Genomic DNA, 23072 nt, shown 5'->3' on the forward strand with positions numbered 1-23072 from the left:
TGCCGCCGCCCGAGTGGAAGCCGCCTCAGGCGCCCGTCTGGTGCGATGTCAACGGGCCGAATGAAGATCCAACGCTCCGCTTGGTCAAAGCAATCGGCCCGGTACGGCTGCGCCATGCTGGTCCGCGGAACCTGGATGGAGACGCTGGAGCGCTTCAACCTGTTCCAGCAGCACCCGCCCGCCCTGATCGCACAGTTCGCCGAGCGCCTGCCGATGGTTGCCGGCTATGTGGCGCAAGAAGCATCCACCGCGACCTCCTATGCGTGGGTGGTGTTCATCCGCGGCTTCTCGGATACCCGCTGGCGCCACATTCCCCCGTGCCGCCGCGCCCTGGAGCAGCCCGGCGATTACCCAGCTTGGGAAGACCAGGCACGGCTGATGTCCGACATGCAGCTCCTCCGGCTGCTCGATCGGTACGAGACCGATGGCGCCCGCCCGCCCATGCCGGAGGCGACGATCCGCGCGGCGCTGGCCGCTCGTGCCCAGCAGGCCGAAGAGGTGCCGGCATGATCCGCCCGATGCGCCAAGATGAGGCGTCGACACTGGCGCCGCAATTCGCTCCGCTTCTGCCGTGGCTACCGCAAGGCACGCTCTACGCCATGATGCGGTTTCGCTACGAGCGGCGCTGGTTTTTCGTTGCTGAACGGGACGGCGAAGTTGTCGGGATCGGCGCCTATGGGCCGTTGGGGGACTCCCGCCGACATTGGTTGCTCGGGCCGGCTGCGACGTTGCCGACGCACCGCGGTAAAGGCGTCGGGACCGAACTGATCAAAGCCCGGATGGACGTCATTCGGGTGGCTGTGGCCGCGCTCGGAATGGTCGCGGACGGAATGCCTGATGCTTTGATCTACGTCTCCAGCAAGCGCCCGCTTACGTGGGTTCGGTTCGGCTTCGCCGTCGTCGCAGAGAGGGACGGTTCCTCCATTCTGCGCCGCGACCTCTCGCTTGCCTTGGAGGTCGGACGATGACCGGAACCCGCCGCACCATAGAGACGCCGTGGGGCACGGACGTGGAGGTGGATGTCGTCCCCGACGGTGCTGGCGGCGAGCGGCTGGTGTGGAGCCATGCCGCAACCGCGCTCCACCATGGCATCTACGGGGCGGAGAAGCGCGCGGCGTTCGTGCTGGACGCCGAAGACGCCGAACGGGCCGGCGGCACGCCTTCCATTGGCGAGCTGCTGGTGCGCTACCACTGGATCCCGAATACCCCCCGGCCGCTGCCGGCTGCCCTACCGCCGGTTTACCCGGCGCTGGTGGCCCGCCTGCCGAAGCCTGACTCCCAGGCGCTGGATAGCTGGTGCGCCCGCGTGTCGGGCCTCCCTGGCTGGCGCCAGCGGGCACCCGCGCTGCTGTCCATGATCGACGGGGTTATTCGTGCTGGCAGTCGGCCGGGGCCGGGCTACTGCGACGAACCGTCGGAAATGGGCGCCCGCATCACGCGGACCCTGACGGCGGTGCTGGAGCACCTCAACGACCCGGCCGTCGACCGGATCGAGGTGGCCGCCTTCTACGCGCTGTCGGAACACCCGGAATGGCGCCGTCCAGCGCTGCACTGGATCATGGACTGCCGCCAATCTTGGTGGCGTGACTGGATCCGCGAGCGGCCGGACTATCGGCTCGCGGCCAAGCTGGCGGCGCTGCACATGCCGTTCCTCCCGACTTACCTCTGGAGGTGGTGATGGCCCGCCGCGGTGGTCGCAGCAAGGGGCAGGGCGTGCATGTGCCGTCGCATGTGCCGTCGCTCGGCCCGTCGGCGCAACGGCAGATCGAGGCGTTCTTGATCGCCCAGCGCGAGCAGCGGCTTCTGCGGGCCGCAGGCGTCGGCCAGCAGCCGGCGGAGCCGAAAAGCAAGTATCGCGCCCGCCGCACGGTGGTCGACGGGATCAGCTTCGCGAGCGCGTTGGAGGCCAACCGCTGGTCTGTGCTTCGCCAGCGGGAGCGGCTTGGGCTGATCCGGGAACTGGTGCGACAGCCAAAGTTTCCGCTCCACGTCAACGGCGTGTTGGTCTGCACATACATCGGCGATTTCAGTTACCGCACAAGTCAAGGCGTTTTCGTCCTTGAGGATGCCAAAGGCTACTTGACGGACGTCTACAAGCTGAAGAAGCGCCTCTTGGAGGCGCTGCATCCCAACCTGAGAATTACTGAGGTGAAGTCATGTCAGACGTAGGGGGGACTGCGGCCGAGCGGCTGCGGGCTTTGGTTACCCGCATTAGAAATCTGCGGGCCGAAATCAAGGCTATTCAGGAAGACATCAAGGCCATTTTCGCCGAGGCAAAGGCGGTCGGCTTCAGCACGAAGGTGATGCGAAAGATCATCACTTGGATGGACGAGCGCGAGAGAGACGCGGCCAGTCAACAGGAAGCGGAAGCGATCTTCGATCTTTACAAGGAAGCGTTGGGGTACGGCGAAGGCTCCAACCGCGATATCCCGCTCAACCCGAAACCGCCCAAAGGGAAGAAGAAGGACGAGGCGGAAGCCGATCCCGATCAAACGGACCTGGAGGACCATCTGGACCAGTCGAAGCCGGATGACGACGGTTCGAGCGACGATGCCGGATCGGACCAGGGCGGCGCTGCCCAGCCGGCGGCGATGACCCCGGAAGAGGCGAAAGCGAAGGGGCACGAGGACGGACTGGCCGGCGTGCCGATGACGGCCAATCCCTTCGCTGCATCGGACCCGAACCGCGCCCATTGGGAGTTGGGATGGTGCGAAGCCACCGGCTCCGACGGGATGGACATTCCGCCCGAGCTTCAGCCACCCGCGCCCGAACCCACGCCCGCCCCCAACAAGAAGGGCAAGGGCGGCCGGAAGGGGGCCGGATCGCGCAAGCCGCCCGAGCCGCAGGCCGATGACGCCGAGCCGGCCGAAGAAGACTGGCAGCACTTAGACGACGACTTCTCGAAGCGGGGTTGATGATGTCCAAAGCCTTTGTTCCGAACACCGCCATCCGCCGCTTTGCGGAGGTGTTGATGCCCAGCGAGGCCGAGGCGCCCATCCTCAGCCGGCCGATCCGGGCCGCTGTTCACCAGTGGCGCGTCGAGTTGGGGTCCGTGAAGGAGTTGCAGGCGGTGGGCCTCAAGCCCAGGCGTTCCGCCTTGCTGTTCGGCCCGCCCGGCTGCGGGAAAACCACGCTGGCGCACCACCTCGCCGCCCGCCTCGGCCTGCCGCTGGTGGTTGTCAATATGGCCTCGCTGACGAGTTGCTACCTCGGTGAGACGGGGAAGAACATCAATGCGCTGTTCGACGCCGTGATTGAGCAGGCGGATAGCTGTGTGCTGTTCCTGGACGAGTTCGACTCGGTTTGCTCCAAGCGCCGCGCCGCCGAAAGCAGCGCTGGACAGGAACGCAACGCCATCGTGATCGCGCTGCTTCAGAAGATCGACCAGTTCCCAGGCACCATGTTGGCGGCAACGAACCGGGCCGACGATGTGGATCCGGCGATCTGGCGCCGCTTCGGCCTTCATCTCGACATCGTGGAGCCGGATGACGAATGCCGGCAGGCGATCCTCGTTCGATACCTCCAGCCCTATTCGCTGTCACCGGCGGGGCTGAAGGAGCTTTGCAACGCCACGGCTGGAGCTTCCCCCGCGCTGCTGCGGCAGCTCATGGAGGGGCTGAAGCGGGACATGGTGATAAGCCCGAAGCTCTCCTCTCAGAAGCAGCCGATGGACCTGAGCGCGGCCGGCGTCTTCGCTCGCGTGCTCGCCTCCGTCAGACCCCATTCCGATACCCAGCAGCCGCCCCTCTGGACAGTGGATGATGCGCTGAAGCGCGTGGAGTCCATCACATGGCCGCCCACGCTTCCCAGCGCTGGCGGGGAGGGCTGACGCCATGGAACAGCACCGCACGCGCTGGCAGCGCCTGACAGCGGCGTTGCGCCGGCTGTGGGCGCGGGGCCGTACCGCCCTTGGGTGGGGCTTCGTCTTGGTGTGCATGTGGGGCTGGCAGGGCCTGCCGCCCGCCCAGCAGATCAGCTGCGCCATCATCGTGGGTTGCTTCGTCATCGCCATGTCGATCCCCGAGAAGGTGGAGATCGTGCATCGCGTGAAGCTGGAGCAGCGGCCCGGCAAGGGCGGGGAGGTGTAGATGCCCGTCCCGCTGGACATAGCGCAGGGCGTGACATTCAGCGTGGAGTTCCTTCAGCGCCTCTCTCGGGAGGCGCTGGTGGAGTCCCCCACCTGCCGGGCGCGTTCTCTCTGCCTGTCCGATGCGGCCGAGCGGCTGCAACGGGAGGCGAAAGTGAGCGCCCCATCCCGCCCGCGGCGTGCGCCGGTGAAAGCCCCGGCTCCCCCGCCTGCCCCGCAGCTCCTTTTCGCCCTTCACGGCGAAACGTGGATCGAGGTGAAGGACGGCGATCCGGCCGGCCTTGCCCTCTTCCAACGCCACTATTCCCGTTATGTCTACGCCGATGGCAGAGATCCGAAGCTCTACGTCGGGCCGGGCTACAAGATGGTGTTGCTGACGCCGTGCGCCCGCGCCCTGTTCGCTTGGCGGAAGTTCGAGAGCCGCGACGGGCAACAGGGCGTGAATTGCGCGATCTTCCGCAACGAAGGGGCTGGGGTGGCAAGCGAATTGATTCTCGCCGCTGAAGAACTGGCCTGGAAGCGCTGGCCGGGAGAACGCCTCTACACCTATGTCAACCCGCGCAAGGTGAAGGGCAATCCCCCCGGCAACTGCTTCCTCCGTGCCGGCTGGCGCCCGTGCGGGATCACGAAGCGCCGGAGCCTCACCATCCTGGAGAAACTGCCGGTTTCCTCCGCCGCCTCCCTGGACCCGCACGGCGATGCATAGAGCCGAGCGGCCGACACACAGGAGCGATCCATGAGCCAACCAGTCGAAGATATGGTCTGGGCGGCCGACATCAGAAGCACGCCGAAATTCGTCTTGCTGCGGCTGGCACGCTACGCCGCCGACGATGGCACCCGCGTGTATCCGAGCATCGGATCCGTGGCCGCCGCCGTCGGTATGTCCGAGGTGGCGACGCGGAAGGCCGTTCAGGAACTGGTCACGCTCGGCGTGCTGTCGTTGGTTGCGCTGGAGGACCAGAGCACCCACCGGCCGCGCGAATACCGGATCATGCTCGACGCCCTCTCCGCACGCCGCGCGCCCGGCACCCCCCTAACGACGTTACCCCCTACCCCCTCAACGACGTTGGGGGGAGGGAGCAACGTCATACCCCTACCCCCTAAACCACGTTTACCCCCTACCCCCTCAACGACGTTGGGGGGAGGGCCAAACGCCGTTACCCCCTCCCCTCAACGTGGTTGCCCTGTCCCCTCAACGTCGTTGCCCCCTCCCCTCAACGTCGTTGCCCCGAATATAGCTGCTATAGCTGCTGCTTCTGCTGCTACAGCAGACGCGGGAAATGGAGATAGGACGGTTCTCAGCCCGACAGCGATCATCGACGCTTTCGACGCTGCCCTGGTGGAGGCATTCGGCCCGCAGCACGCCCGCCGCCGGCCGGCCGAGACCGATCAGGAAATGGCCGCCGCCTGGATCGACCAGGGTGTGGATCTGGCGCTATGCGAGGGCCTGTTCATCAGCGTCCAAGCCCGCCGCAAGAAGCTGAAGCAAGAGCCGGTCGGCTCCCTTGCGTGGTTCAACAGCCGGATTGCAGCCCAGCTTGACGCCCGCTCGGCGCCATTCCCCGAACTGACCGCCTCCCGCAGCGGCCTTGCGCTGTCCGAACCAACGGCTCCGGCCGGCCAGCGGGAGCCGATGTTCGGCCGGTCCTCGCCGGCTACCCGTCCGGTCTGGCGGCTGCGGCTGACCGAATGGCGCGACAAATCGGTCTGGCTGCCCGCCTGGGGCGCAAAGCCCGACGAACGCGGCTGCGAAGCGCCGACCGACCTGATCGCAGAGATTTTCCCCCAACGCGAGTTGCTGTGACCGGTGGCCCCGCCCAGCCCCTCCAGTAGCCCCTGATTACCAAGGTGCCCCCATGAAGCCCGCCACGAAGACCCCCGCCCCTGCCGACGACGCCCCCGCCAGCCTGCCCGTCGTCCTCACGCTGACCGCGCCGGCCCAGCGCCGGACGGACCTCCCCGACGTCTACACGGCCGAGGTGGAGCAGCGCGGCCGGGTGCTCCTCCGCCGCCATTACCGCCGGGCTGAAGGCGGCGTGGAAGACGTGACCGAACTGGTCACCGAGATCCTGCTGGCGAAAGCCAAGGGCGTGAAGGACGCCGAGCAGGTGGTGCAGGCCGAGCAGGTGGCGCGCGTCGGCTCCACCACGCCGAACCAGCACCGCGCGGCACGCGGCCGGGTGGTGGAGCAGACGGCGGTCGCCGGCAAGACGCGCGCCCGCGCCCTGTCCGCGCTCGGTGTGATCCGGCAGCGCGATCTGTTGACCACCCGCCAGTGGGAGGCAGGGGACCGCATGGCGCAGGACGCCAAGGTGGTAGCCGGCGCCCGCGAGCCGAAGGACGAGGCGGTGGTGGTCGACGATAGCGCGGGCCGCTCATGGGAAGACTTCGCCATCGACGCGGGTAGCCGGCTGAACCTTGCCCGCGAAACCTGCCAAGCCATGCCCTCCTACGAGGGGACCAGCCCGTGGACCATGGTGGAGGGGGTGGTGCTGCTGGACCGGGCGATCACCGATATTGTCGCCAGCACGAACCAGAACATCCTCCGCCGCGCGAAGATCGCTCTGCGGATCGGGCTGGACGCCGTGGGTGATGTCTACCGGCTGCCCAGCGCGGTCACCCGCACCCATGTGCTGGGTGCAGACGGGATCCCGGTGCCTATGACCGTGACCGAAGACCTTGACGGGCTGGATCGGCAGGAGCAGCAGCGGCGCATGTGGCGCTCGATCAAGCTGGGCGACCGGCTATATGTAGCCGTTGGGGATACGATGTCAGACCTATATGCGGTAGCCAAAACGGAGCTAAAGCGCCGCGCCAACCCGAAATAGTTGACGCGGATACGACTTCGTGCTTCTTTCGATATGCCCCCGAAAGGGGGGCGTGAAAATCAGCCCTGCAACTCGGATACGAGATGCGGGGCTTTTTCATGCCCAGCCGGTGGAGACCGGAGACGGGGGTTACACGGGTGGTGACGCACCCTTTCACCGCGAGCGCTAGACCCGCACGTCCGACCAGAGCCGGTTGATCGTCCATCCCGTCATCGCTCGCGAGGCGACGGGGCGCATACGGACGCAGTAACCCGTTCAGGTCAAGACCGACTCGGACACCGCAACTGCTTTTCACCGGGCGATGGAGTCGCGCCGGTCTTTTTCGCGTGTCCGCGTCTTGGCGCGGAGTTCACTGTGAAGCCTGGGATCAGGATTGATTACCTTCCGCTCGAAGGGCTGAAGCCCTACGACCGGAACCCGAAGACGCATTCCCCCGAACAGATCGAACGGCTGGTCGCCAGCCTGACCGAGTTCGGGTGGACCCGGCCGCTGCTGATCGGCGACGATGGCACGCTGGTGGCCGGGCATGGCACCTGGACGGCGGCCAAGCTGGTGCGAGACCGCGGCCTGTCCATCCCGAACCATCCCGACGCCGCGACCGCCCCCACGGTGGCGCTGGCCCACCTTTCGGCAGAACAGCGACGCGCCTACGTCATCGCCGACAACCGCCTGTCCGAACTCGGCCGGTGGGACGACGCGCTGCTGGGCGCAGAACTGGCAGACCTACAGGGCCTCGGTGTCGACATGGACGCCATCGGCTTCGACGCGGCGGACCTTGAAGCGCTCTGCGCCGATGGGGCCGGCGCTGACACGAAGGCGGGGGCGAGCGGCAAGTCGCTGGTGGAGCGGTTCGGCGTGCCGCCCTTCACCGTTCTGGACGCCAAGCAAGGCTACTGGCGCGACCGCAAGGCCGCCTGGACCGCGCTTGGCGTGCATGCGGAGGAAGGGCGGGAACACCTCCCCGACACCAACGTCGCCACCGACTGGATGCGGCGTGGAAGCGCCGTGGGCGGCTCAGCCTTCGACCCGGTGCTGGCCGAGCTGGTGTTCCGGTGGTTCACCCCCGGCGCTGGTGCGGCCATCCTGGATCCGTTCGGTGGGGAGGCCACCAAGGGCGTCATCGCCGCGACGCTGGGCTATGCCTATACCGGCGTGGAACTGCGCGGCGAACAGGTGCAGGCGAACCGGGCGCAGTGGCTGAAGGTTCGCGACAGGCTGCCGCCCGAACGGCTGGCGCAGGTTCGGCATGAGCCGGTGTGGATCGAAGGCGACAGCGCCAAGATCGACAGCCTGTTGCCCGCCGGCCGCCTCTACGATCTGGTGTTCACCAGCCCGCCCTATTACGATCTGGAGATTTACTCCAAGGGCGAGAAGGACGGCTCGGCGTTCGAAAGTTACGACCGCTTCATCAGCTGGTATCGGGACATCTTCCGACAGGCGTGCGGCCGGCTGAAGCCCAACCGCTTCGCCGTGGTGAAGATCGGCGATGTCCGGGACGAGCGGGGCTTCTACCGCAACTTCCTCGGCGACAACATCGCCTGTTTCCTCGACGCCGGCCTCGGCTTCTACAACGAGGCTGTGCTGGCGACACCGATCGGTAGCCTGGCGCTCCGAGCCGGCCGGCAGTTCACCGCCTCCCGAAAGCTCGGACGCGGTCACCAGAACGTGTTGTGCTTCTTCGGTGGAGACCCGGGGCGGATCAAGGCGGAGTTCCCGCAGGAGATTGAGGTGGGCGATGTCGCCCCTGACGATCCCGCACCGTAAGGCGCTCCGCGCCGCGGTGATCGCCCAGCATGTCCGCGAGGCGGGCCTGCCGGGTGTCGTGTGCTTCTCCTGCGGCAACGCCAGCCGGGCGCTGAAGGAGGCGGGCCTCTTCGTGGTCGAGATCGCGCCCGGCGGTGATCTGTCGGCCGGGCGCTGGTGGACGGCGCCGGAGATCGCGCGGGCGTGGCCGCACCTGTTCGACGCGACAAGCGGTCATCTGGCCTTCCCGGTCATGGCCTCGGTGGCGGAGGCGCTGCGGGCCGACCTGGGCGATCTGCCGGCCGGCACCTTCGATGTTCCGACCGGATCCGGCGAAACGCTGGTGTGCCTCTCCATGGCCTATCCCGCCTGCCGGTTCCGGCCGGTCTACGGAGTCGGCCGTGGGACGGAGTTCGAGCCGCGCGCCCCGCTGAACGGTCTGGTCCAGGCGCTGGCCGCCGGTGGGGATGCCGCGAAGGTTTCGTAGACCTACGGGAGGGGTCCGGGGGTCTGATTTTCGTTTCGTAGACCTACGGGGGCCTCTTGCGCGAACGAACGAGAGCCCCCGTCCTCAAGGGAGGTTATGCGCATGAAGAACGAGAAGATCGAGGCGGCCATTGAAGACCGCGCCTCCCGCGATGGGGCATTTGCGGTCGCCTATGCGATCACCCGGCTCGCAGACGCGCAACTCGAAACCGCGCAAGCTCTGCGCAAGCTCGGATTGAACGACGCGACCACCCGCATGGGTGCTGTGGAATTGCTGGCGCGGGAAGCCTCGCGCATTGCCGATGCTCTCGGTTCCGCCCCTTGGCCTCAAGACTGACAATTCCCACGCATCAGGGAAGCGCAGACGCCGAAAGGCCGCGTCCCCGGAGGAACGCGGCTCGGTGCGGCAACCCGACGAAATCGGGTTGCTCGGTGATGCGGGTGGGCTATGCCGCCTTGCGCGGCCTCCCTCGCTTCGGGGTGGGCTTATAGTGCGCCTCGAACAGAACCGGGTCCTTCGCAATCGCTCGGCAGGCGATCTTGATGGACGGCGGGATCGTGGTGGAGCCGTTCTTGTAGGTGTGGAAGGTGCTGACCCCCACGCCCAGCAGAGCGGCCGCGCCTTGGTTGGACAGGTTCAAGCTCGACTGCCACACCGAAAGCTCTGACGGGCCGAAGGGCTTTTGCTCTGCGGCGATAAGCCGGAGGTGGTGGTGGTCGATGCCGACATCCCCGGACTCGTCCCACGCCACCACGGTTCCCCAATGGGCGACGTGCGGGTTCGCCAGCACGGCAGGATCGTTCAGGATGTCGGCCTCCGGCGGAGCCGGGGTTGCAAGCCAACCGGCGATGTCGATGTCATCGACGGTGCCGTCCTGCCATCCGACGGTTAGGACGGTGCCCTTCATGGACACCGTTTCGATCCGGGGCGGGTTATTCATTGGGTTCCTCCTTCGTCTTGAGGGTGTAGTGGCGCGCCGGGTTGCACTTGTTCCATTCGGCGACGACCGTTTGGCGGTTCTCCTCAGCCCATTTCCGAACCTCCTTCGCCACGGCGCGGGGCATGGTGCCGACGATGGGTTCCAAGGTCTCGACGTCGATCTGCGCCTCGAAGTCCTTGCCGATCACATGGAAGTGGCAGGGGAAATGCTCCCGAATGCGCACCTCCAGAAACCAGTTTGAACCCGTCAGCAGCTTGCCCATCGTCGCCCCCGTTGTGAATGAAGAATTTATATCCAGTTTTTGGATACAGCGCAACAGAAAAAGCGTCCTGTTTCTGGACGGAATATCAGGACAGCAGAAAGGGGCGGGAAAGCCCGCCCCTTCGCGTGGTGCCGTGGGTGTGGCGTCAAGCGGCAGCCTGTTCCGGTTCAGCGCTGGCCGGGGCGTAGGCCGCCGGGAAGGTGCCGTAATAGCGACCTTCCTTGCCCTTCTTCCGGTATTCGAGTTCGAGGCCGAAGGTCTCATCCAACTCGTTGAGGGTGCCGCTGCACTTTTTCCAACCGACAGCATCCTCCAGTTCCTTCATGGTCGTGCCACCCTCGCGGCACACCATGTCGATCAGGATTCGCTTTTTCGTTCCGGGGGCGGGAAAGGCGGGACCGGAGCCCGCCGCGCGCGGGGCGGAGCCGGCGGCCTCGTATTTCTCCCCCTCCGCCAAGGGGCGGAACAGGAACCCGCCCAGCACCGGCTCCACCTTGATGCGGTTCTTCGCGAACCCGTCGCACTTCGCCCAGGCGATGGCGTGGTCCACCGTGGGGAAGGCCGAGCCGGTGAAGGTCACCTTGGGCGCCGCCTTCAGCGCGTCACCCTGCGGCGCGGGGGTGGGCTGCTCGTCGGCCTGCCCGCCGGTCGCGGTGTCGTCCTGCGGCGGCTGCTCGGTGCCCTGCTCGCCAGCGGGCGGCACCAGCGCCAGCGTGGGGGGAGTCTCGGTGCCCTGGTAGGTCCAACCGCCCTCGGTCTGGACCGTGGTGAAGGTGCCATCCTCGAAACCGGCAGCACGGGCGGCCTTGGAAGCGGCGGTCTTGCTGGTGAACGTGGCGGTCATGGCTTTCTCCTTGGTTCGCTATCAGGGGTTCAATTCGTGGCGGCTTGTTCGCTCGCCTTGGTTGCACCCTACGGAGAGCGCGGCGGAGGAGCGAGAGGGAAAATCGCTACCTCGGAGAGATTTTCCGGCCAACCGCCGCATGTGTCGCTGACGCGCGACACACCCGGTCACAACCCCTGACACAGGGCATGCCGCAACGGCTGTCGCAATGTCTGTCACAGACTTTGTGACTGCATCCAAGAGAGAGGGAGAGGGAGAGAGAGATCTAACCCCTACCCCTTTCACCCCACAGAACCCGCCCCGAAGGACGCCGCCCATGGAAAACATCCCCCTGCCCGATGTCGGCTCCACGCTGACCCACATTGCCGGGCTTTCCCCAACCGCCCAGCTTGCCGCCATCGCCGCCCTGACCGTGGTGTTCGGGCTGCTGGTCTGGACCCGCCGACCGATCCCCGGCCCGGATGCGGGGACCGTGGTGAAGGCGCTGGAACTCACGGCGCAATCCCAGGCGGAGACGGCGGCCTCGATGGCGACCATCGCCCGCACCGTGGAAGGCGTGGCCGAAGACGTGCGGGCTGTGGCCGAAGACCTCCGCAGCCTCACCCACGCCGTCCTCACCGAGCGCAAGGAAGTGGCGTGATCATGAGAGGCAAGCCCCTTTCCCAGAGCATCGCCGATGTGGCGGACGCGGTGGAGCGGCAAGCCGTCGCCGAAGGGTACGCCGACGCCTCCCGGTTCGTTCGGCCCCTGTTGCGGGGCGTTACCGACGGGTGCCTTGCCGTGGGTGCCGTGGGCGGTTTCGCTGCGCCGGCGCCAGCCCCCACCACCACGGCTGAACGGGAAGGCCGCGTCGGCGCGACAGAAGCCCGGACAGCGGCCTGAAGCGCTTGGCCGGCTACAGCGGGGGCGGAACCATGGCGAAACGCACCACAGGGAAAACCACGGGCGCGGCAGTGGCGCAGGTTGCCCATCCCATTCCGGCCAGCGTCGCAGCGAACAGCCGGGCAAGCGCCGTGTGGCAGGAGATGGCCGCAGCTCTGGGTCAGCGGCTCACGCCGTTCAACCTGCCGATCCTTGCCACCTACTGCCTCGCAGTGGCGCGGAAGGAGGACGCGGAGACCAAGCTCGGCACCGTCGGCCCGCTGGTGAAGCGGAAGGATCAGGCGGACGTGAACCCGCTGCTGGAGGTGGTGGAGCGCGAGCTGCGGATCATCCAGAACGCCGCGAAGGAACTGGATGCGGCGACATCGCCTTGGAGGAGGAAGTAACCGCATGCCCACACGCCCCCCGATGTTCCGCTCCCCCGGTTGGAAGACACCGCAGCAGAAGCGCAAGGCTCACGATCAGGCGCGAGGCTCCGCCTCCAGCCGTGGCTATGACAGCGATTGGCGGAAGCTCAGGGCGCGGTTCCTGAAGGCGCACCCCTTGTGCTGCGTCACCGGATGCGGGGAGCGAGCCACGGACGTGGACCACATCCAGGGCGTCAGGGAACGCCCGGACCTGCGGCTGGAATGGTCGAACCTCCGCTCCATGTGCCACCCCCACCACAGCAAACGGACGGCTCGGGATCAGGCTTTCGGGCGGGTTCGCGGCTGATCCGCAGGGGGTAGGGGGGAGGGGGTGAAATCTCCACCAGGGCGGGGCCGGGGAACCGGTGGGGGGCCAAATTTCTGCGCATGCGATTTAAATTTCCGGCCCCCTGGAAAATTCGAGGCCGCCGATGAAGCGTGGACCCAAGCCCGAGCTGCCGTCGACGAAGGCGGCCCGCGGGACCATCCAGCCATGCCGCGACGCGGGCAAGGTGGAGGTGATCGAACCCGACGTCTTGCCGTCGAAGCCGGACTGGCTGACCGCGGCCGGCGAGGAAGTTTGGATCGACGACATCGGCCGGGTAACGACCGGCCGGCTGGCGACCGAGCGCGACAGCACGATGTTCGCGCAATACTGCAACCTCCAGGGCGCCATCGTGGAGGCGTGGCGCTCGGGCGGCGTCCCGCCTGCCGCGCACCTGATGGAGGCCCGGAAGATGGCCGAACAGTTCGGGATCTTCGGTGCGAAGAGCCGGCTGAAGGTGGGTGGCGATGGCGGCAAAACGACAAACCCGTTCGCGCGCAACGGCATCGGAACCCGTCGATAAGGAGTCCAGCACCGGCCACGCCCGCGACTATGCCGGCATCGCCGACCGTTACGCCCGCGATGTGGTGGCCCGGCGGATCGTCGCCTGCCGGTGGGTGCGGCTGGCATGCAAGCGGCACCTGGACGACAAGAAGCGGAAGGGTTGGCCCTATCGCTGGGATGTCTGGCACGCCAACGACGTGTGCGACTTCATCGAGAAGCTGCCGCACGTCGAAGGCACATGGCACAGCAGCACGATCACCCTGGAGCCGCCGCAGATTTTCATCCTGGCGGCGATCTTCGGGTGGCGGCGGAAGGCTGACGGCTACCGGCGCTTTTCGAGCGTCTACATCGAGATGGCCCGCAAGGGTGCGAAGTCGACGCTGACCGCCGGGGTGGCGCTGTACTGCCTGTGCTGCGAGGGGGAGGTCGGGCCGCAGATCATCATCGGCGCCACGACCGGCGAACAGGCCCGCAAGGTCTTCAACCCGGCCAAGAAGATGGTGGAGCGGACGCCGGCCCTGCAGGAAGCCTATGGGGTGACGCCCTGGGCACGGTCGGTCACTTGCTCGGAGAACGACGGGTATATCCAGACGATCAACGCCAAGGGGTCGACGCAGGACGGACATAACCCGCACGTCGGCATTCTGGACGAGCTTCACGCCCACAAGGACCGGGCGCTTTACGATGTGGTGCGGTCTGCGGACGGCGCCCGCAAGAACCCGATGATCTGGGCGATCACCACCGCCGGCTACAACATGGCCGGCGTCTGCTACGAGCAGCGGACCTTCGTCTGCAAGGTGCTGGAGGGGGTGTTTGAAGCCGACCACTACTTCGGCATCATCTTCACCCTGGACGAGGGGGACGACCCCTTCGACGAGCGGGTGTGGATCAAGGCGAACCCGATGCTGGGCGTCACGCCGACGCTGGACAGCATGCGGCGCTACTCGAAGGAGGCGAAGGCCAGCCCCGCCAGCGAGGGCGAGTTCAAGACCAAGCGCCTGAACGTCTGGCTCAACGCCGCCTCGGCCTGGCTGAACATGGCGCAGTGGTCGGCATGCGGCGACGACTCGCTCGATTGGAAGGACTTCGACGGGCTGGAGTGCTGGATCGGCGGCGACCTCGCCGACAAGGACGACATCACCGCCCTGGCGCTGATCGCATTCGACAAGGCCGGGCGGCTGCTCATCAAGACGCGGTTCTGGTTGCCGGAGGCGGTGCTTCTGCATCCCGACCATGCCGAGGGCAAGGGGCCGGCTCCATACCGGACCTGGGCGAAGCAGGGCCACCTGATCCTGACGCCCGGCGATTGGGTCGACCACGCCGAGGTGGAGAAGACGGTTCGCGAGTGGCGCAGCCGCTACGGTGCCCGCAAGGCGATCTTCGACCAGTTCGCGGCGGCGCTGATGATGGCAAGCCGGCTGAACGACGGCGGCGAGGCTTTCGCCGAGGTGCTGCACAAGAACGCCACCAACGTCACCGATCCGGCGAAGGAACTGGAGGCGCGGGTGAAGGCTGGGCCGTCGAAGCTGCGGCACGACAACAACCCGGTGATGAACTGGATGGCCTCCAACGCCGTGGTCAGCCGGCGGGTGGACGGAACGATCCTGCCGAAGAAGGAAGCCGAGATGTCGCCGAACAAAATCGACGGCGTCGACGCGGTGGTGAATGCGCTCAAGCCGAGCACGGTCGGCCAGCCGGCCAAACCTCGCTCCGTGTGGGACACGGACGAGTTCGACGATGCGGACGAGGAATAGGGGTGGCGCATGGGCATGATGAACTGGATCACCGCGCACCTCCGCCCCCAGCCGAAGGCGGCTTCGGCCGAAGAGGTTTCCCAGCGGAACGCGGCGGCGTTCGCGGAAGAGTTCTGGCGCGATTTGGTCGGGGGTGGCCCGACGTCGGCCGGCGTCCATGTGAACTGGCAGACGGCGCTGGAGACCCCGACCTCGCTGCGCTGCGGCCTGTTGATCGCGGACGGCGTGTCCACGGTCCCCTGCAAGCTGATGCGGAAGGACCCCGTTACCGGCAATCGGGCGGAGGCCGTCGACCATCCCCTCTACGACCTGATGCAGTTCAAGCCGTGTAGCTGGATGAACACGCAGCAGTTCCGCGAGACGCTGATGCTGCATGCCGCCTTCCAGGGCGGCGGGTTCGGCTTCATCAACAGGGTCGGCCGCGGTCGCATCCACGAAATGTTCCCCTTCGAGGCCGGCGAGGTGTCCGTCGAGAAGCGCTCCGATCCATACGATCGATCACCGCTCTACCGGGTGAACGGCGAGGAGGTGCCGAACGACCGGATCCTGCATATCCGCGGGCCGAGCTGGGACGGGCGGAACGGCCTCAACATGGTGAAACTGGCCCGCGAGGTGATCGGGCTGGCCGATGCGGCGCAGGATGCCCACGCCAAGCGGTTCGGCCAAGGCGTCCAGACGACGGGGGTCTACAGCGTTACCGACGATCTGGACGAGACGAAACACAACCGCCTGACGAATTGGATCAAGACCCATTACGCCGGTGGGAAGAACAGCGGCAAGCCGCTGGTTTTAGGGAGCAACGGCAAGTTCATTCCTATGGATATGACGGGGGTGGACGCGGAGCACCTTGCGACCCGGCTGTATCAAGACATGCTGATCTGCCGACAGTGGGGTGTTCTGCCGATCATGGTCGGGATCGCCGACAAGACGGCGACCTATGCCTCTTCGGAGCAGATGTTCCTGGCCCACAACGTCCACACCGTCCGTCCATGGCACCGCCGAGTCGGGACGACGCTGACGTGCGATCTGCTGACCCCCGAGGAGCGGCGGCAGGGCCTGTATTTCAAGTTCTTCGACACGGAGCTGCTGCGCGGCGCGGCGAAGGACCGGGCGGATTTCTACGCCAAGATGTTCGGGGTTGCCGGCCTGACCGCGAACCAGATCCTCGGAATGGAGGACATGGACGGGTTCAAGGGGGGCGACGCCCACTATGTGCCCAGCAACTACGCGCGGGTGCGCGACGACGGATCGCTGGAGGCCGCCAGCAAGCCGGACGAAGGCGGCGCCGCGCCTCCACCACCGCCCGGCCCACCGCCCCGGCAGAACGCCGGCCGGGTGCTGTCCGGCGAGAACGAGAGCCTGATCCGGGGCGCCTCCGACAACCTGAACACCGTCCTGTCCAAGCTGGACGGCCAGCCCGAGGACTGACCATGCCGAAACCGCTGATCGACACCGCCCTGCTGACTGCCGGGCAAGCGATGAACCGCGCGCCGATGGCGCTTGGACCGGGGCACGCCCGCGTTTCCGCCACTGCCGACGCCACCGAGGCCGACATCTACGTCTATGGGGACATCGGCGGCTGGTGGGACGGCATTCAGGCCGAGGAGTTCGCCAAGGAGATCGACGCCCTGTCGGTCGACACGATCAACGTCCGGCTCAACAGCCCCGGCGGCGTCGTCTTCGACGGGGTGGCGATCTATCAGGCGCTCGCCCGCCACAAGGCGAACATCGTGATCCACATCGACGGGATCGCGGCCAGCATCGCCAGCGTGATCGCCATGGCCGGCGACGAGATCCGCATCGCCGAAGGCGCTCACGTCATGATCCACAAGCCGTGGAGCTTCGCCATCGGCGACGCCGAGGTGATGCGCAAGGAAGCGGACATCCTGGATCAGCTGGAGTCCGGCATCGTCGACATCTATGCCGCGCGCACCGGCCAGGAGCGGAAGGCCCTGGTCGATTGGGTGGCGGCCGAGACGTGGTTCGGCGCCCAGGCGGCGAAGGATGCCGGGTTCGCCGATACGGTGGTGCCGGCCAAGGGCAAGAAGGACGCGAAGGCCGCACACGCCCGGTCGGCGATGCTGCCCCTGTTCCAGCGCACCCCGAAAGACCTCATGCCGAACGCCGCTGAGGGCGGCCCGGCGATCCGTGAGTTCGAGCGCCTTCTCCGCGACGGGGAAGGCTTCTCGCATGCCCAGGCCAAGCGCGTTGCCGCGATGGCTCGGGCCTTCTCCGCCGGTCATCGCGACGATGACCAGCACCAGCCCCCGCCGGCCCCTCGCGACGAGGACGGACAGGCTGCCGCGGTCGCGGCGCTCACGCGGGCGACCAACACCCTGAAAACTCTTTCACGCTGAGGATTGCCATCATGGCCGACAACGCCGTCGAAAAGGTCGTCAACGACCTGATGAACGCCTGGACCGAGTTCAAGGACACGAGCGAGGAGAACGAAAAGCGGCGCGACACGCTGCTGGAAGACAAGATGACCCGCCTGAATGCGGCAATGGACAGGGCCGAGGGGCTCAACCAGAAGCTGACCCTGTCCGAGCAGACCGCCAAGGCGCAGCAGGAGCAGCTGGACCGCATCGAGGCGGCGATGAACCGCGCCAGCCTTGGCAGCCCCAAGGGCGACAAGGAGGCGACCGAGCACCGCGAGGCGTTCGACCGGGTGATGCGCACCCATGTGAACGACCGCCGCCGCGACGACATGGATCTGCTGAACAAGCGCAAGGCTGCGCTGGTGAAGTCCGACGACACCGGCGCCGGCTACCTGCTGGCGCCGCCTGACCTCCAGGCGGACATCCTGAAGGACGTGGTGGAGCAGACGCCCGCCCGCGTCCTGTCCACCGTCCGCACCATCGGCGTCGAGGCATGGAAGCAGCCGAAGCGCACCGGCACCGCCGGGGCAACGCGCGTCGGGGAGAAGGGCGGTCGAGGCAACACGGGCGACCCCGAGTACGGCATGATCGAGATCCTGGCGCCCGAGATGATCGCCCGGTTCGAAATCTCCCAGCAGATGCTGGAGGACAGCGGGTATGACCTGCTGGCCGAGCTGCGGTCTGAGTCGTCCGAGCAGTTCTCGGTCAAGCAGGGGCAGGAGTGGGTCGGCGGGGCCGGCTCGAACAACCAGGCGGAAGGCATCCTCGTCAACCCGGATGTCGCCTTCACCGTGTCGGGCAACGCCACCGGCCTGACCGGCGACGGCCTGATCGACCTGTACCACGACCTGAAGACGGCCTATGCCCGCAACGGCATCTGGACGCTGAACCGCCGGACGCTGGGCAAGGTGCGCAAGCTGAAGGACGGCGAGGGCAACTTTCTCTGGCTGCCCGGTCTGGCGAACGGGGTGCCGAACACGATCCTCGGCGCCACCTATGCCGAATGCCCGGACATGCCCGACGTCGCGGCCGGCTCCTTCCCCATCGCCTTCGGCGACTACAAGCGCGGCTACATCATCGTGGACCGCATCGCCGTCAGCTTCATGACCGACTACACGACCGGCGCCGACGACGGGTTGGTGGTGTTCCGCGGCCGGATGCGCACCGGCGGCGGTGTCCGTCAGCCCGAGGCGATCCGCAAGCTGAAGATCGCCGCGTAACGATCCACAAAATCCCCGACACCGCGAGAAGGGCGCCCGCTGGGCGCCTTTCGCGCATCTGAACCCGGAGATCATCGCCATGCGCGACCTTCACAACAACCTCGCCCCCCTGGTGGCGCTGAACATCGGCGCCATCGCCTCCAACACCACCACGAACGGCGCGATCATCGACACGAGGGGCTTCAACAGCCTGGAGTTCGTGATCCAGTCCGGCACCCTGACCGACGGCACCTATACCCCGGCTCTGATCGAGGGGAACGCTTCCGACCTGTCCGACGGCTCCCCCGTCGCGGCCGACGATCTGCTGGGCACCGTTGCGGCCGCCACCTTCGCGGCGACCGACGACAACAAGGTCAAGAAGCTCGGCTATCGCGGCAACAAGCGGTTCGTACGCCTCTCTCTGGTCTCGGCCGGCGCCTCCACCGGCGGGACCATCGGCGCTACCGCGATCCTCGGCCATCCGCGCAACGCGCCGGTCGCCTGATATCCGGGGCGGCATCTGCCGCCCCGCCACTCCTGAACAAGGACACGAGCATGCACAAGGTTCTGAAGCCCTTCCCCTACTCCCACGACGGCATCAAGACCGAGCAACTGGCGGAAGGCGTCCAGCGCGACTTTCGCCCCGATCTGGTGGAGGGGCTGGAAAAGGCCGGCCTGATCGGTCCGCCCGATGCCAAGGGCGCTGCGAAGGGCAGCAAGCCGGCCGGCGAAGGCTGATCCATGCCGCCCGCGCCTCCGCCCATCAGCTTGACCGGCTCCGCCCCACGGTTCTGCTGGGTTTGGCCCATTGCCCTGCTGATGGTCGCGGTGATCGGGGCGGTCACCGTCAAGGAGGCCCGCAAATGCCCATCGTCACTGTCACCACCCCCGCGGCAGACCGCCGCCTGTGCTCCACAGGAGCCCTGAAGACCGAACTCGGCATCGACGCTGACGACACCCTGTTCGACGCATGGTTGGAGGCAGAGGCGCTGTCTGCCTCCGACCTCGTGGCCGCCGCCTGCGGGGTGCGGGGTGACGATGCCGGCGATGCACCGCCGACCTTCCGCGAGGAAATAGCGATCGTCACCTTCAGCGTCGACGAAGCAGGTGGCGCCGAGGCTCTGTTCCTGCCGTGGCGCCGCCCCGCCCGGGTCTCCGTGGTTTCGGTCAGCGGTTCCACGCTGGACCCCGCCAGCTATCGCGCGATGAGCAAGGCCGGACTGATCGAGCGATTGAGTGCCGCCGGCTGCGTCGTCCCCTGGCGCCGATCTGCCGCCGCTGTGACCATCTCGTCCGGCTGGGCCTTGGGCAAGGTGCCCACCGAGCTTCAGGACGCCGTGAAGCGGCTGGTCCGCCTGCGCTGGGAGTCCAGGGACCGGGATCTGGCGGTGAAGGCCGAAGAGACCGACGGCACCGGCCGCACGGAATATTGGGTCGGCAGCATGGGGGCCGGCGGCTCCGCGCTTCCGGCCGATGTGCTGGCGGCGCTCCGGGCCGGCGGCTTCGTCGACTGCATCCGTTGAGGCGCCCATGGCCCGCTCCCGTGAAGCCCGCATGATCGGCAAGCGCGGCAAGCCGGTTGTGCTGCGCCGCCTGCAACCCGTCTTCACCGAAGTGATCGTACAAGCGTTCTGGCGGGAGACCGGCAGCGACACCCTGAACGGCAGCGCCGCGCAACGGACCTTCTCGGTCATCGTCGCGGCCGACGCCCTGGCGGAAACCGCTTTCCCGGCCGGCGGGCCGCAGAAGGGCGATCTGGTCATTATCAAGCCCACCATCGCGAACGGCGCCTGGACCGGCGGCGGCCAGACGCTGACGGTCTCCACCCCCGGCGAGCGCATCGGCGGCTGGTGGATGGAAGCGAAGGGTTGACCCCATGGCGACGATCCAAGCCTTCAACGCGATCCGCGCGTTCATCCGGGCCAATTGGCCGGACGTCGCGCCGCGCGACTGCCCTCTGGAATGGGACAACGAGCCGATCACGCCGCCGCAGCCCTACGGCCCGATAGACCCCAGCACCAACCAGCCGGTGGTCAACGCCTGGGGGCGGGTGCTGATCGACGGCGACCTGTGGGGGCAGGCCAGCATCGGCACCGGCAGCCCGGACACCGATCGGTGGGAGGAAACCGGCTCGCTGATGCTGTTCGTGTTCGCGCCGGTCGGCACCGGCTCCGAGCTGACCCGCGAGCTGCTGACCGCCTTCGCCGAAATGTGCCGGGGGCAGGACATCGGCGCCGTCGAGTTTCAGGACATCCGTTTCGACCCCATCGGCGTCAAGGACGACACCGGCAGCTGGTGGGGCATGCACATCGTCATCGACTGGAAGAGAGGATAGCCACCATGGCCCGATACATCGTCACCAAGCCCTTCAACACCGCAACCCGCCGGTTCGCCGTCGGCCAGGAGGTCACCGATGCCGACCTGGGCGACGTGCTGACCCTGGGGGACCGCGTCAATCTCGGCCAGATCGCCGAGACGGAGGAGCCCGAGGACAGCCACCACACGGAGCCGCCGGCCACGGAAGAAGACGCGGCCGGCGAAGAACCCGATCACTTCACCGCCTGACGCGCCCCCAATCCACCTGACGATCACCCCGCCGCCGGCACCGCCCGAGCGGCTTTTTTCATGCCCGGCTGAAAGGAGCCGCCCATGTCCAGTTCCAACCGTGTCCGCCTTGCCGGCGTCGCCGAGACGACGTACGGCACCACCCCCACCACCCCGCGCATGCGCAAGCAGCGCGTGACCTCCATCGGCCTGTCGAACAAGACGGTCACCATCGACTCCGGCGACATCCGCGACGACCGGATGAACTCCGACCCGACGCTGGTCGGGCAGACCAACGACGGGCAGATCGGCATCGAATGGCACTACCCGGTCGATGGCTGCCTCCTGTCGAGTGAGATGGAGAGCGCCTTCGGCAATTACTGGGTCAACACGCCCAGCCGCGACAACGACGGCGTCGCCGGGAGCGTGATCCAGAGCGTCACGAACTCATCCCAGGTGGTGGCGGTCGCCGCCGGCCCCGCCTTCGTTGCGGGCCATCTGGTCTACTTCTCGGGCTTCGGCGTCGCTGGTAACCGCGGCAAGCTGGCGAAGGTCACCACCGGCAGCACCACCGCCCCAGCCTTCGCCGCCGCCGGCCTCGTGGATGAAAACACTGCGGCAGCCACGGCGCGCATGAAGGTCTGCGGCTTCGAGGGGGCTGCCGGCGACATTCAGGCGGTCGCCGACGGCCTCCAGAGCACCGCCCTGGATTTCACGACGCTGGGCCTTCAGATCGGCCAATGGGCGAAGGTCGGGGACACCGGTGGCGCCTACCATTTCGTCGCCGACACCATGAACCGCTGGTGGGGTCGCATCATCGGCATCTCCGCCCACAAGCTGACGCTGGACAACCTGCCGGCGGGCTGGGCCGTCGACAACGGCAGCAGCAAGACGATCCGGGTCTTCTTCGGCGATGTCCTGATGAACGGCGTGCTGAAGCTGGGTGTGACTTTGGAACGTGGTTTCATGGACCACACGCCGCCGACCTTCCTGCCGCAGAGCGGCATGCGGGTGGGCAGCATGGAGTTCGGCGGGCAGGCCAAGGAAAAGGCCACCGGGGGCATCAGCTTCATGGGCATGAAGGCCGGAACGCCCGGCACGACCACCCTGGACGCGCTGCCGGACGAGGCGCCGGACAGCGGGCTCTATCCGGTCCTGGCCTTCTCCGCCAATTGCGGGAGGATCGGCGAGGGCGGTGTCGCCCTCGGCAAGCCCAATTGGGCCAAGGGCCTGAAGTTCACAATCGCCAACAACCTGCGCGCCATCGACGCCGCAGCCGACGGCGAGGACTTCGCTCCGGCGTCCGTCGACGTGGTGGACGGCTCCTGCGACGTGACGGTGGAGTTGGATACCCATTTCGGCAACGCAGATCTGCTCGCCAAGGTGTCGCAGGCAACCCCCACCGCCATCAACACCCGCCTCCAGAAGGGCACCCAGGCGCTGGTTTGGGATGCGCCCAGGCTGATCCCGAAGGAAGGCGACCCCAACGTCAGCGGCAAGAACACGGACGTCATGCTGCCGGTCAAACTGACCGCCTCCAAGGATGCCGTGACCGGGGCGCAGCTGATCGTGAACCGGTTCGAGTTCGTTCGGTAAGGGGGCGGCGATGCACATAAAGGCAGGCGACCCCGGCGCCAAGTTCGTGTCCGTGTTCGACGGCGAGACGGGCGAGAAGCTCCAGCGCGTGGTGGAGGTCAACGACACCGAGGGCTGGTATCGCGCCTATGCGGCCGGTCCTGATGGGCGCGTGCTGCGAGACGGCGAGGAAGCCGTGATCGAGCGCGTGGACCGGCCGATCCGCATCGAGGTTCCGGAGCAGTACCGGCACCTCTTCCAAGCCTGACGAGACCCCGACGACCACGGGAAAGAGGCTGCCGGCCCTGCCGGC

At 67.1% G+C, this 23072-nt stretch carries 31 protein-coding genes; 28 read left to right on the forward strand and 3 right to left on the reverse strand.

What is annotated here, in order from left to right:
* Positions 1–114: 114 nt before the first annotated feature.
* From AZL_RS36290 to AZL_RS10760, 13 genes are all read left to right on the forward strand, one after another.
* Positions 115–510 carry a hypothetical protein gene (locus tag AZL_RS36290; RefSeq protein WP_158305962.1) on the forward strand — a complete coding sequence of 132 codons (396 nt, stop codon included), beginning with the start codon at positions 115–117 and terminating at the stop codon, positions 508–510.
* Positions 507–968, forward strand: a complete 462-nt coding sequence (locus AZL_RS36295; protein ID WP_042442543.1) for a GNAT family N-acetyltransferase — start codon at positions 507–509, stop codon at positions 966–968. The genes AZL_RS36290 and AZL_RS36295 overlap by 4 nt, the downstream gene beginning before the upstream one ends.
* Positions 965–1678 carry a hypothetical protein gene (locus tag AZL_RS10710; protein WP_042442541.1) on the forward strand — a complete coding sequence of 238 codons (714 nt, stop codon included), beginning with the start codon at positions 965–967 and terminating at the stop codon, positions 1676–1678. Before AZL_RS36295 ends, AZL_RS10710 begins: the two co-directional genes overlap by 4 nt.
* The gene (locus AZL_RS10715) at positions 1678–2169 is read left to right on the forward strand and encodes a DUF1064 domain-containing protein (RefSeq protein WP_052293625.1); all 492 of its coding nucleotides are present in this window, start codon (positions 1678–1680) and stop codon (positions 2167–2169) included. Before AZL_RS10710 ends, AZL_RS10715 begins: the two co-directional genes overlap by 1 nt.
* A complete protein-coding gene (locus AZL_RS33860; protein WP_012973478.1) occupies positions 2157–2915 on the forward strand; it encodes a DUF2312 domain-containing protein in 759 nt (252 codons plus the stop codon). The genes AZL_RS10715 and AZL_RS33860 overlap by 13 nt, the downstream gene beginning before the upstream one ends.
* Positions 2915–3829 carry an AAA family ATPase gene (locus AZL_RS10725; RefSeq protein ID WP_012973477.1) on the forward strand — a complete coding sequence of 305 codons (915 nt, stop codon included), beginning with the start codon at positions 2915–2917 and terminating at the stop codon, positions 3827–3829. Before AZL_RS33860 ends, AZL_RS10725 begins: the two co-directional genes overlap by 1 nt.
* 4 nt (positions 3830–3833) lie before the next feature.
* Complete coding sequence (locus AZL_RS10730) at positions 3834–4088, forward strand: hypothetical protein (RefSeq protein ID WP_042442539.1); 255 nt, start codon at positions 3834–3836, stop codon at positions 4086–4088.
* Complete coding sequence (locus AZL_RS35440; protein ID WP_012973476.1) at positions 4089–4793, forward strand: hypothetical protein; 705 nt, start codon at positions 4089–4091, stop codon at positions 4791–4793. It begins immediately after the preceding gene.
* A gap of 30 nt (positions 4794–4823) precedes the next feature.
* The gene (locus AZL_RS34185; RefSeq protein ID WP_012973475.1) at positions 4824–5891 is read left to right on the forward strand and encodes a helix-turn-helix domain-containing protein; all 1068 of its coding nucleotides are present in this window, start codon (positions 4824–4826) and stop codon (positions 5889–5891) included.
* A 52-nt stretch (positions 5892–5943) separates the two neighbouring features.
* A complete protein-coding gene (locus AZL_RS10745; RefSeq protein ID WP_012973474.1) occupies positions 5944–6915 on the forward strand; it encodes a hypothetical protein in 972 nt (323 codons plus the stop codon).
* 354 nt (positions 6916–7269) lie between these two features.
* Positions 7270–8679 (forward strand): site-specific DNA-methyltransferase, encoded by a 1410-nt coding sequence (locus AZL_RS10750; protein ID WP_012973473.1) that lies wholly within the window; start codon positions 7270–7272, stop codon positions 8677–8679.
* On the forward strand, positions 8651–9145 hold the full coding sequence (locus tag AZL_RS10755) for a hypothetical protein (RefSeq protein ID WP_012973472.1): 495 nt from the start codon (positions 8651–8653) through the stop codon (positions 9143–9145). Before AZL_RS10750 ends, AZL_RS10755 begins: the two co-directional genes overlap by 29 nt.
* A 102-nt stretch (positions 9146–9247) precedes the next feature.
* Complete coding sequence (locus tag AZL_RS10760; protein ID WP_148219197.1) at positions 9248–9481, forward strand: hypothetical protein; 234 nt, start codon at positions 9248–9250, stop codon at positions 9479–9481.
* A 109-nt stretch (positions 9482–9590) separates the two neighbouring features.
* On the opposite strand, the gene AZL_RS10765 is transcribed toward AZL_RS10760, so the two are convergent.
* The 3 genes from AZL_RS10765 to AZL_RS33375 all read right to left on the reverse strand — a co-directional run bounded on the left by AZL_RS10765 (position 9591) and on the right by AZL_RS33375 (position 11191).
* Entirely contained in the window at positions 9591–10052 is a 462-nt protein-coding gene (locus tag AZL_RS10765; protein ID WP_148219196.1) for a hypothetical protein, read from the reverse strand.
* Positions 10053–10077: 25 nt separating this feature from the next.
* Positions 10078–10347: a DUF4160 domain-containing protein gene (locus tag AZL_RS36300; RefSeq protein WP_042442533.1), complete on the reverse strand. Its 270-nt coding sequence runs from the start codon at positions 10345–10347 to the stop codon at positions 10078–10080.
* A gap of 145 nt (positions 10348–10492) precedes the next feature.
* Positions 10493–11191 (reverse strand): DUF3489 domain-containing protein, encoded by a 699-nt coding sequence (locus AZL_RS33375; RefSeq protein WP_012973469.1) that lies wholly within the window; start codon positions 11189–11191, stop codon positions 10493–10495.
* 316 nt (positions 11192–11507) lie between these two features.
* On the opposite strand from AZL_RS33375, the gene AZL_RS10780 reads away from it, so the two are divergent.
* The 15 genes from AZL_RS10780 to AZL_RS10860 all read left to right on the forward strand — a co-directional run bounded on the left by AZL_RS10780 (position 11508) and on the right by AZL_RS10860 (position 23027).
* On the forward strand, positions 11508–11831 hold the full coding sequence (locus AZL_RS10780; protein WP_042442532.1) for a hypothetical protein: 324 nt from the start codon (positions 11508–11510) through the stop codon (positions 11829–11831).
* A 274-nt stretch (positions 11832–12105) separates the two neighbouring features.
* Positions 12106–12459, forward strand: coding sequence for a P27 family phage terminase small subunit (locus tag AZL_RS10790; protein WP_148219194.1), 354 nt, complete (start codon positions 12106–12108; stop codon positions 12457–12459).
* Between the two features lie 452 nt (positions 12460–12911).
* Positions 12912–13328 (forward strand): hypothetical protein, encoded by a 417-nt coding sequence (locus AZL_RS10800; RefSeq protein WP_042442528.1) that lies wholly within the window; start codon positions 12912–12914, stop codon positions 13326–13328.
* Entirely contained in the window at positions 13273–15063 is a 1791-nt protein-coding gene (locus AZL_RS10805; RefSeq protein ID WP_148219193.1) for a terminase large subunit, read from the forward strand. Before AZL_RS10800 ends, AZL_RS10805 begins: the two co-directional genes overlap by 56 nt.
* Positions 15064–15072: 9 nt before the next feature.
* Positions 15073–16491, forward strand: a complete 1419-nt coding sequence (locus AZL_RS10810) for a phage portal protein (protein WP_012973465.1) — start codon at positions 15073–15075, stop codon at positions 16489–16491.
* A 2-nt stretch (positions 16492–16493) separates the two neighbouring features.
* Positions 16494–17420 carry a head maturation protease, ClpP-related gene (locus AZL_RS33380; RefSeq protein ID WP_052293624.1) on the forward strand — a complete coding sequence of 309 codons (927 nt, stop codon included), beginning with the start codon at positions 16494–16496 and terminating at the stop codon, positions 17418–17420.
* Positions 17421–17431: 11 nt separating this feature from the next.
* Complete coding sequence (locus tag AZL_RS10820; protein ID WP_012973463.1) at positions 17432–18661, forward strand: phage major capsid protein; 1230 nt, start codon at positions 17432–17434, stop codon at positions 18659–18661.
* Positions 18662–18740: 79 nt separating this feature from the next.
* A complete protein-coding gene (locus AZL_RS10825) occupies positions 18741–19145 on the forward strand; it encodes a hypothetical protein (RefSeq protein WP_012973462.1) in 405 nt (134 codons plus the stop codon).
* 50 nt (positions 19146–19195) lie between these two features.
* Positions 19196–19378 carry a hypothetical protein gene (locus AZL_RS10830; protein WP_012973461.1) on the forward strand — a complete coding sequence of 61 codons (183 nt, stop codon included), beginning with the start codon at positions 19196–19198 and terminating at the stop codon, positions 19376–19378.
* Positions 19379–19503: 125 nt separating this feature from the next.
* On the forward strand, positions 19504–20163 hold the full coding sequence (locus AZL_RS10835; protein ID WP_012973460.1) for a hypothetical protein: 660 nt from the start codon (positions 19504–19506) through the stop codon (positions 20161–20163).
* Between the two features lie 7 nt (positions 20164–20170).
* Positions 20171–20512 carry a hypothetical protein gene (locus AZL_RS10840; protein ID WP_148219192.1) on the forward strand — a complete coding sequence of 114 codons (342 nt, stop codon included), beginning with the start codon at positions 20171–20173 and terminating at the stop codon, positions 20510–20512.
* 4 nt (positions 20513–20516) lie between these two features.
* On the forward strand, positions 20517–20975 hold the full coding sequence (locus tag AZL_RS10845) for a hypothetical protein (RefSeq protein ID WP_012973459.1): 459 nt from the start codon (positions 20517–20519) through the stop codon (positions 20973–20975).
* A gap of 5 nt (positions 20976–20980) precedes the next feature.
* Entirely contained in the window at positions 20981–21205 is a 225-nt protein-coding gene (locus AZL_RS10850; protein WP_042442524.1) for a hypothetical protein, read from the forward strand.
* An 84-nt stretch (positions 21206–21289) separates the two neighbouring features.
* Entirely contained in the window at positions 21290–22780 is a 1491-nt protein-coding gene (locus AZL_RS10855; protein WP_012973458.1) for a phage tail tube protein, read from the forward strand.
* Between the two features lie 10 nt (positions 22781–22790).
* Positions 22791–23027 carry a hypothetical protein gene (locus tag AZL_RS10860; RefSeq protein WP_042442522.1) on the forward strand — a complete coding sequence of 79 codons (237 nt, stop codon included), beginning with the start codon at positions 22791–22793 and terminating at the stop codon, positions 23025–23027.
* The last annotated feature ends 45 nt before the right edge of the window (positions 23028–23072 follow it).

The sequence above is a fragment of the Azospirillum sp. B510 genome (genome assembly GCF_000010725.1).
GTDB lineage: Bacteria > Pseudomonadota > Alphaproteobacteria > Azospirillales > Azospirillaceae > Azospirillum > Azospirillum lipoferum_B.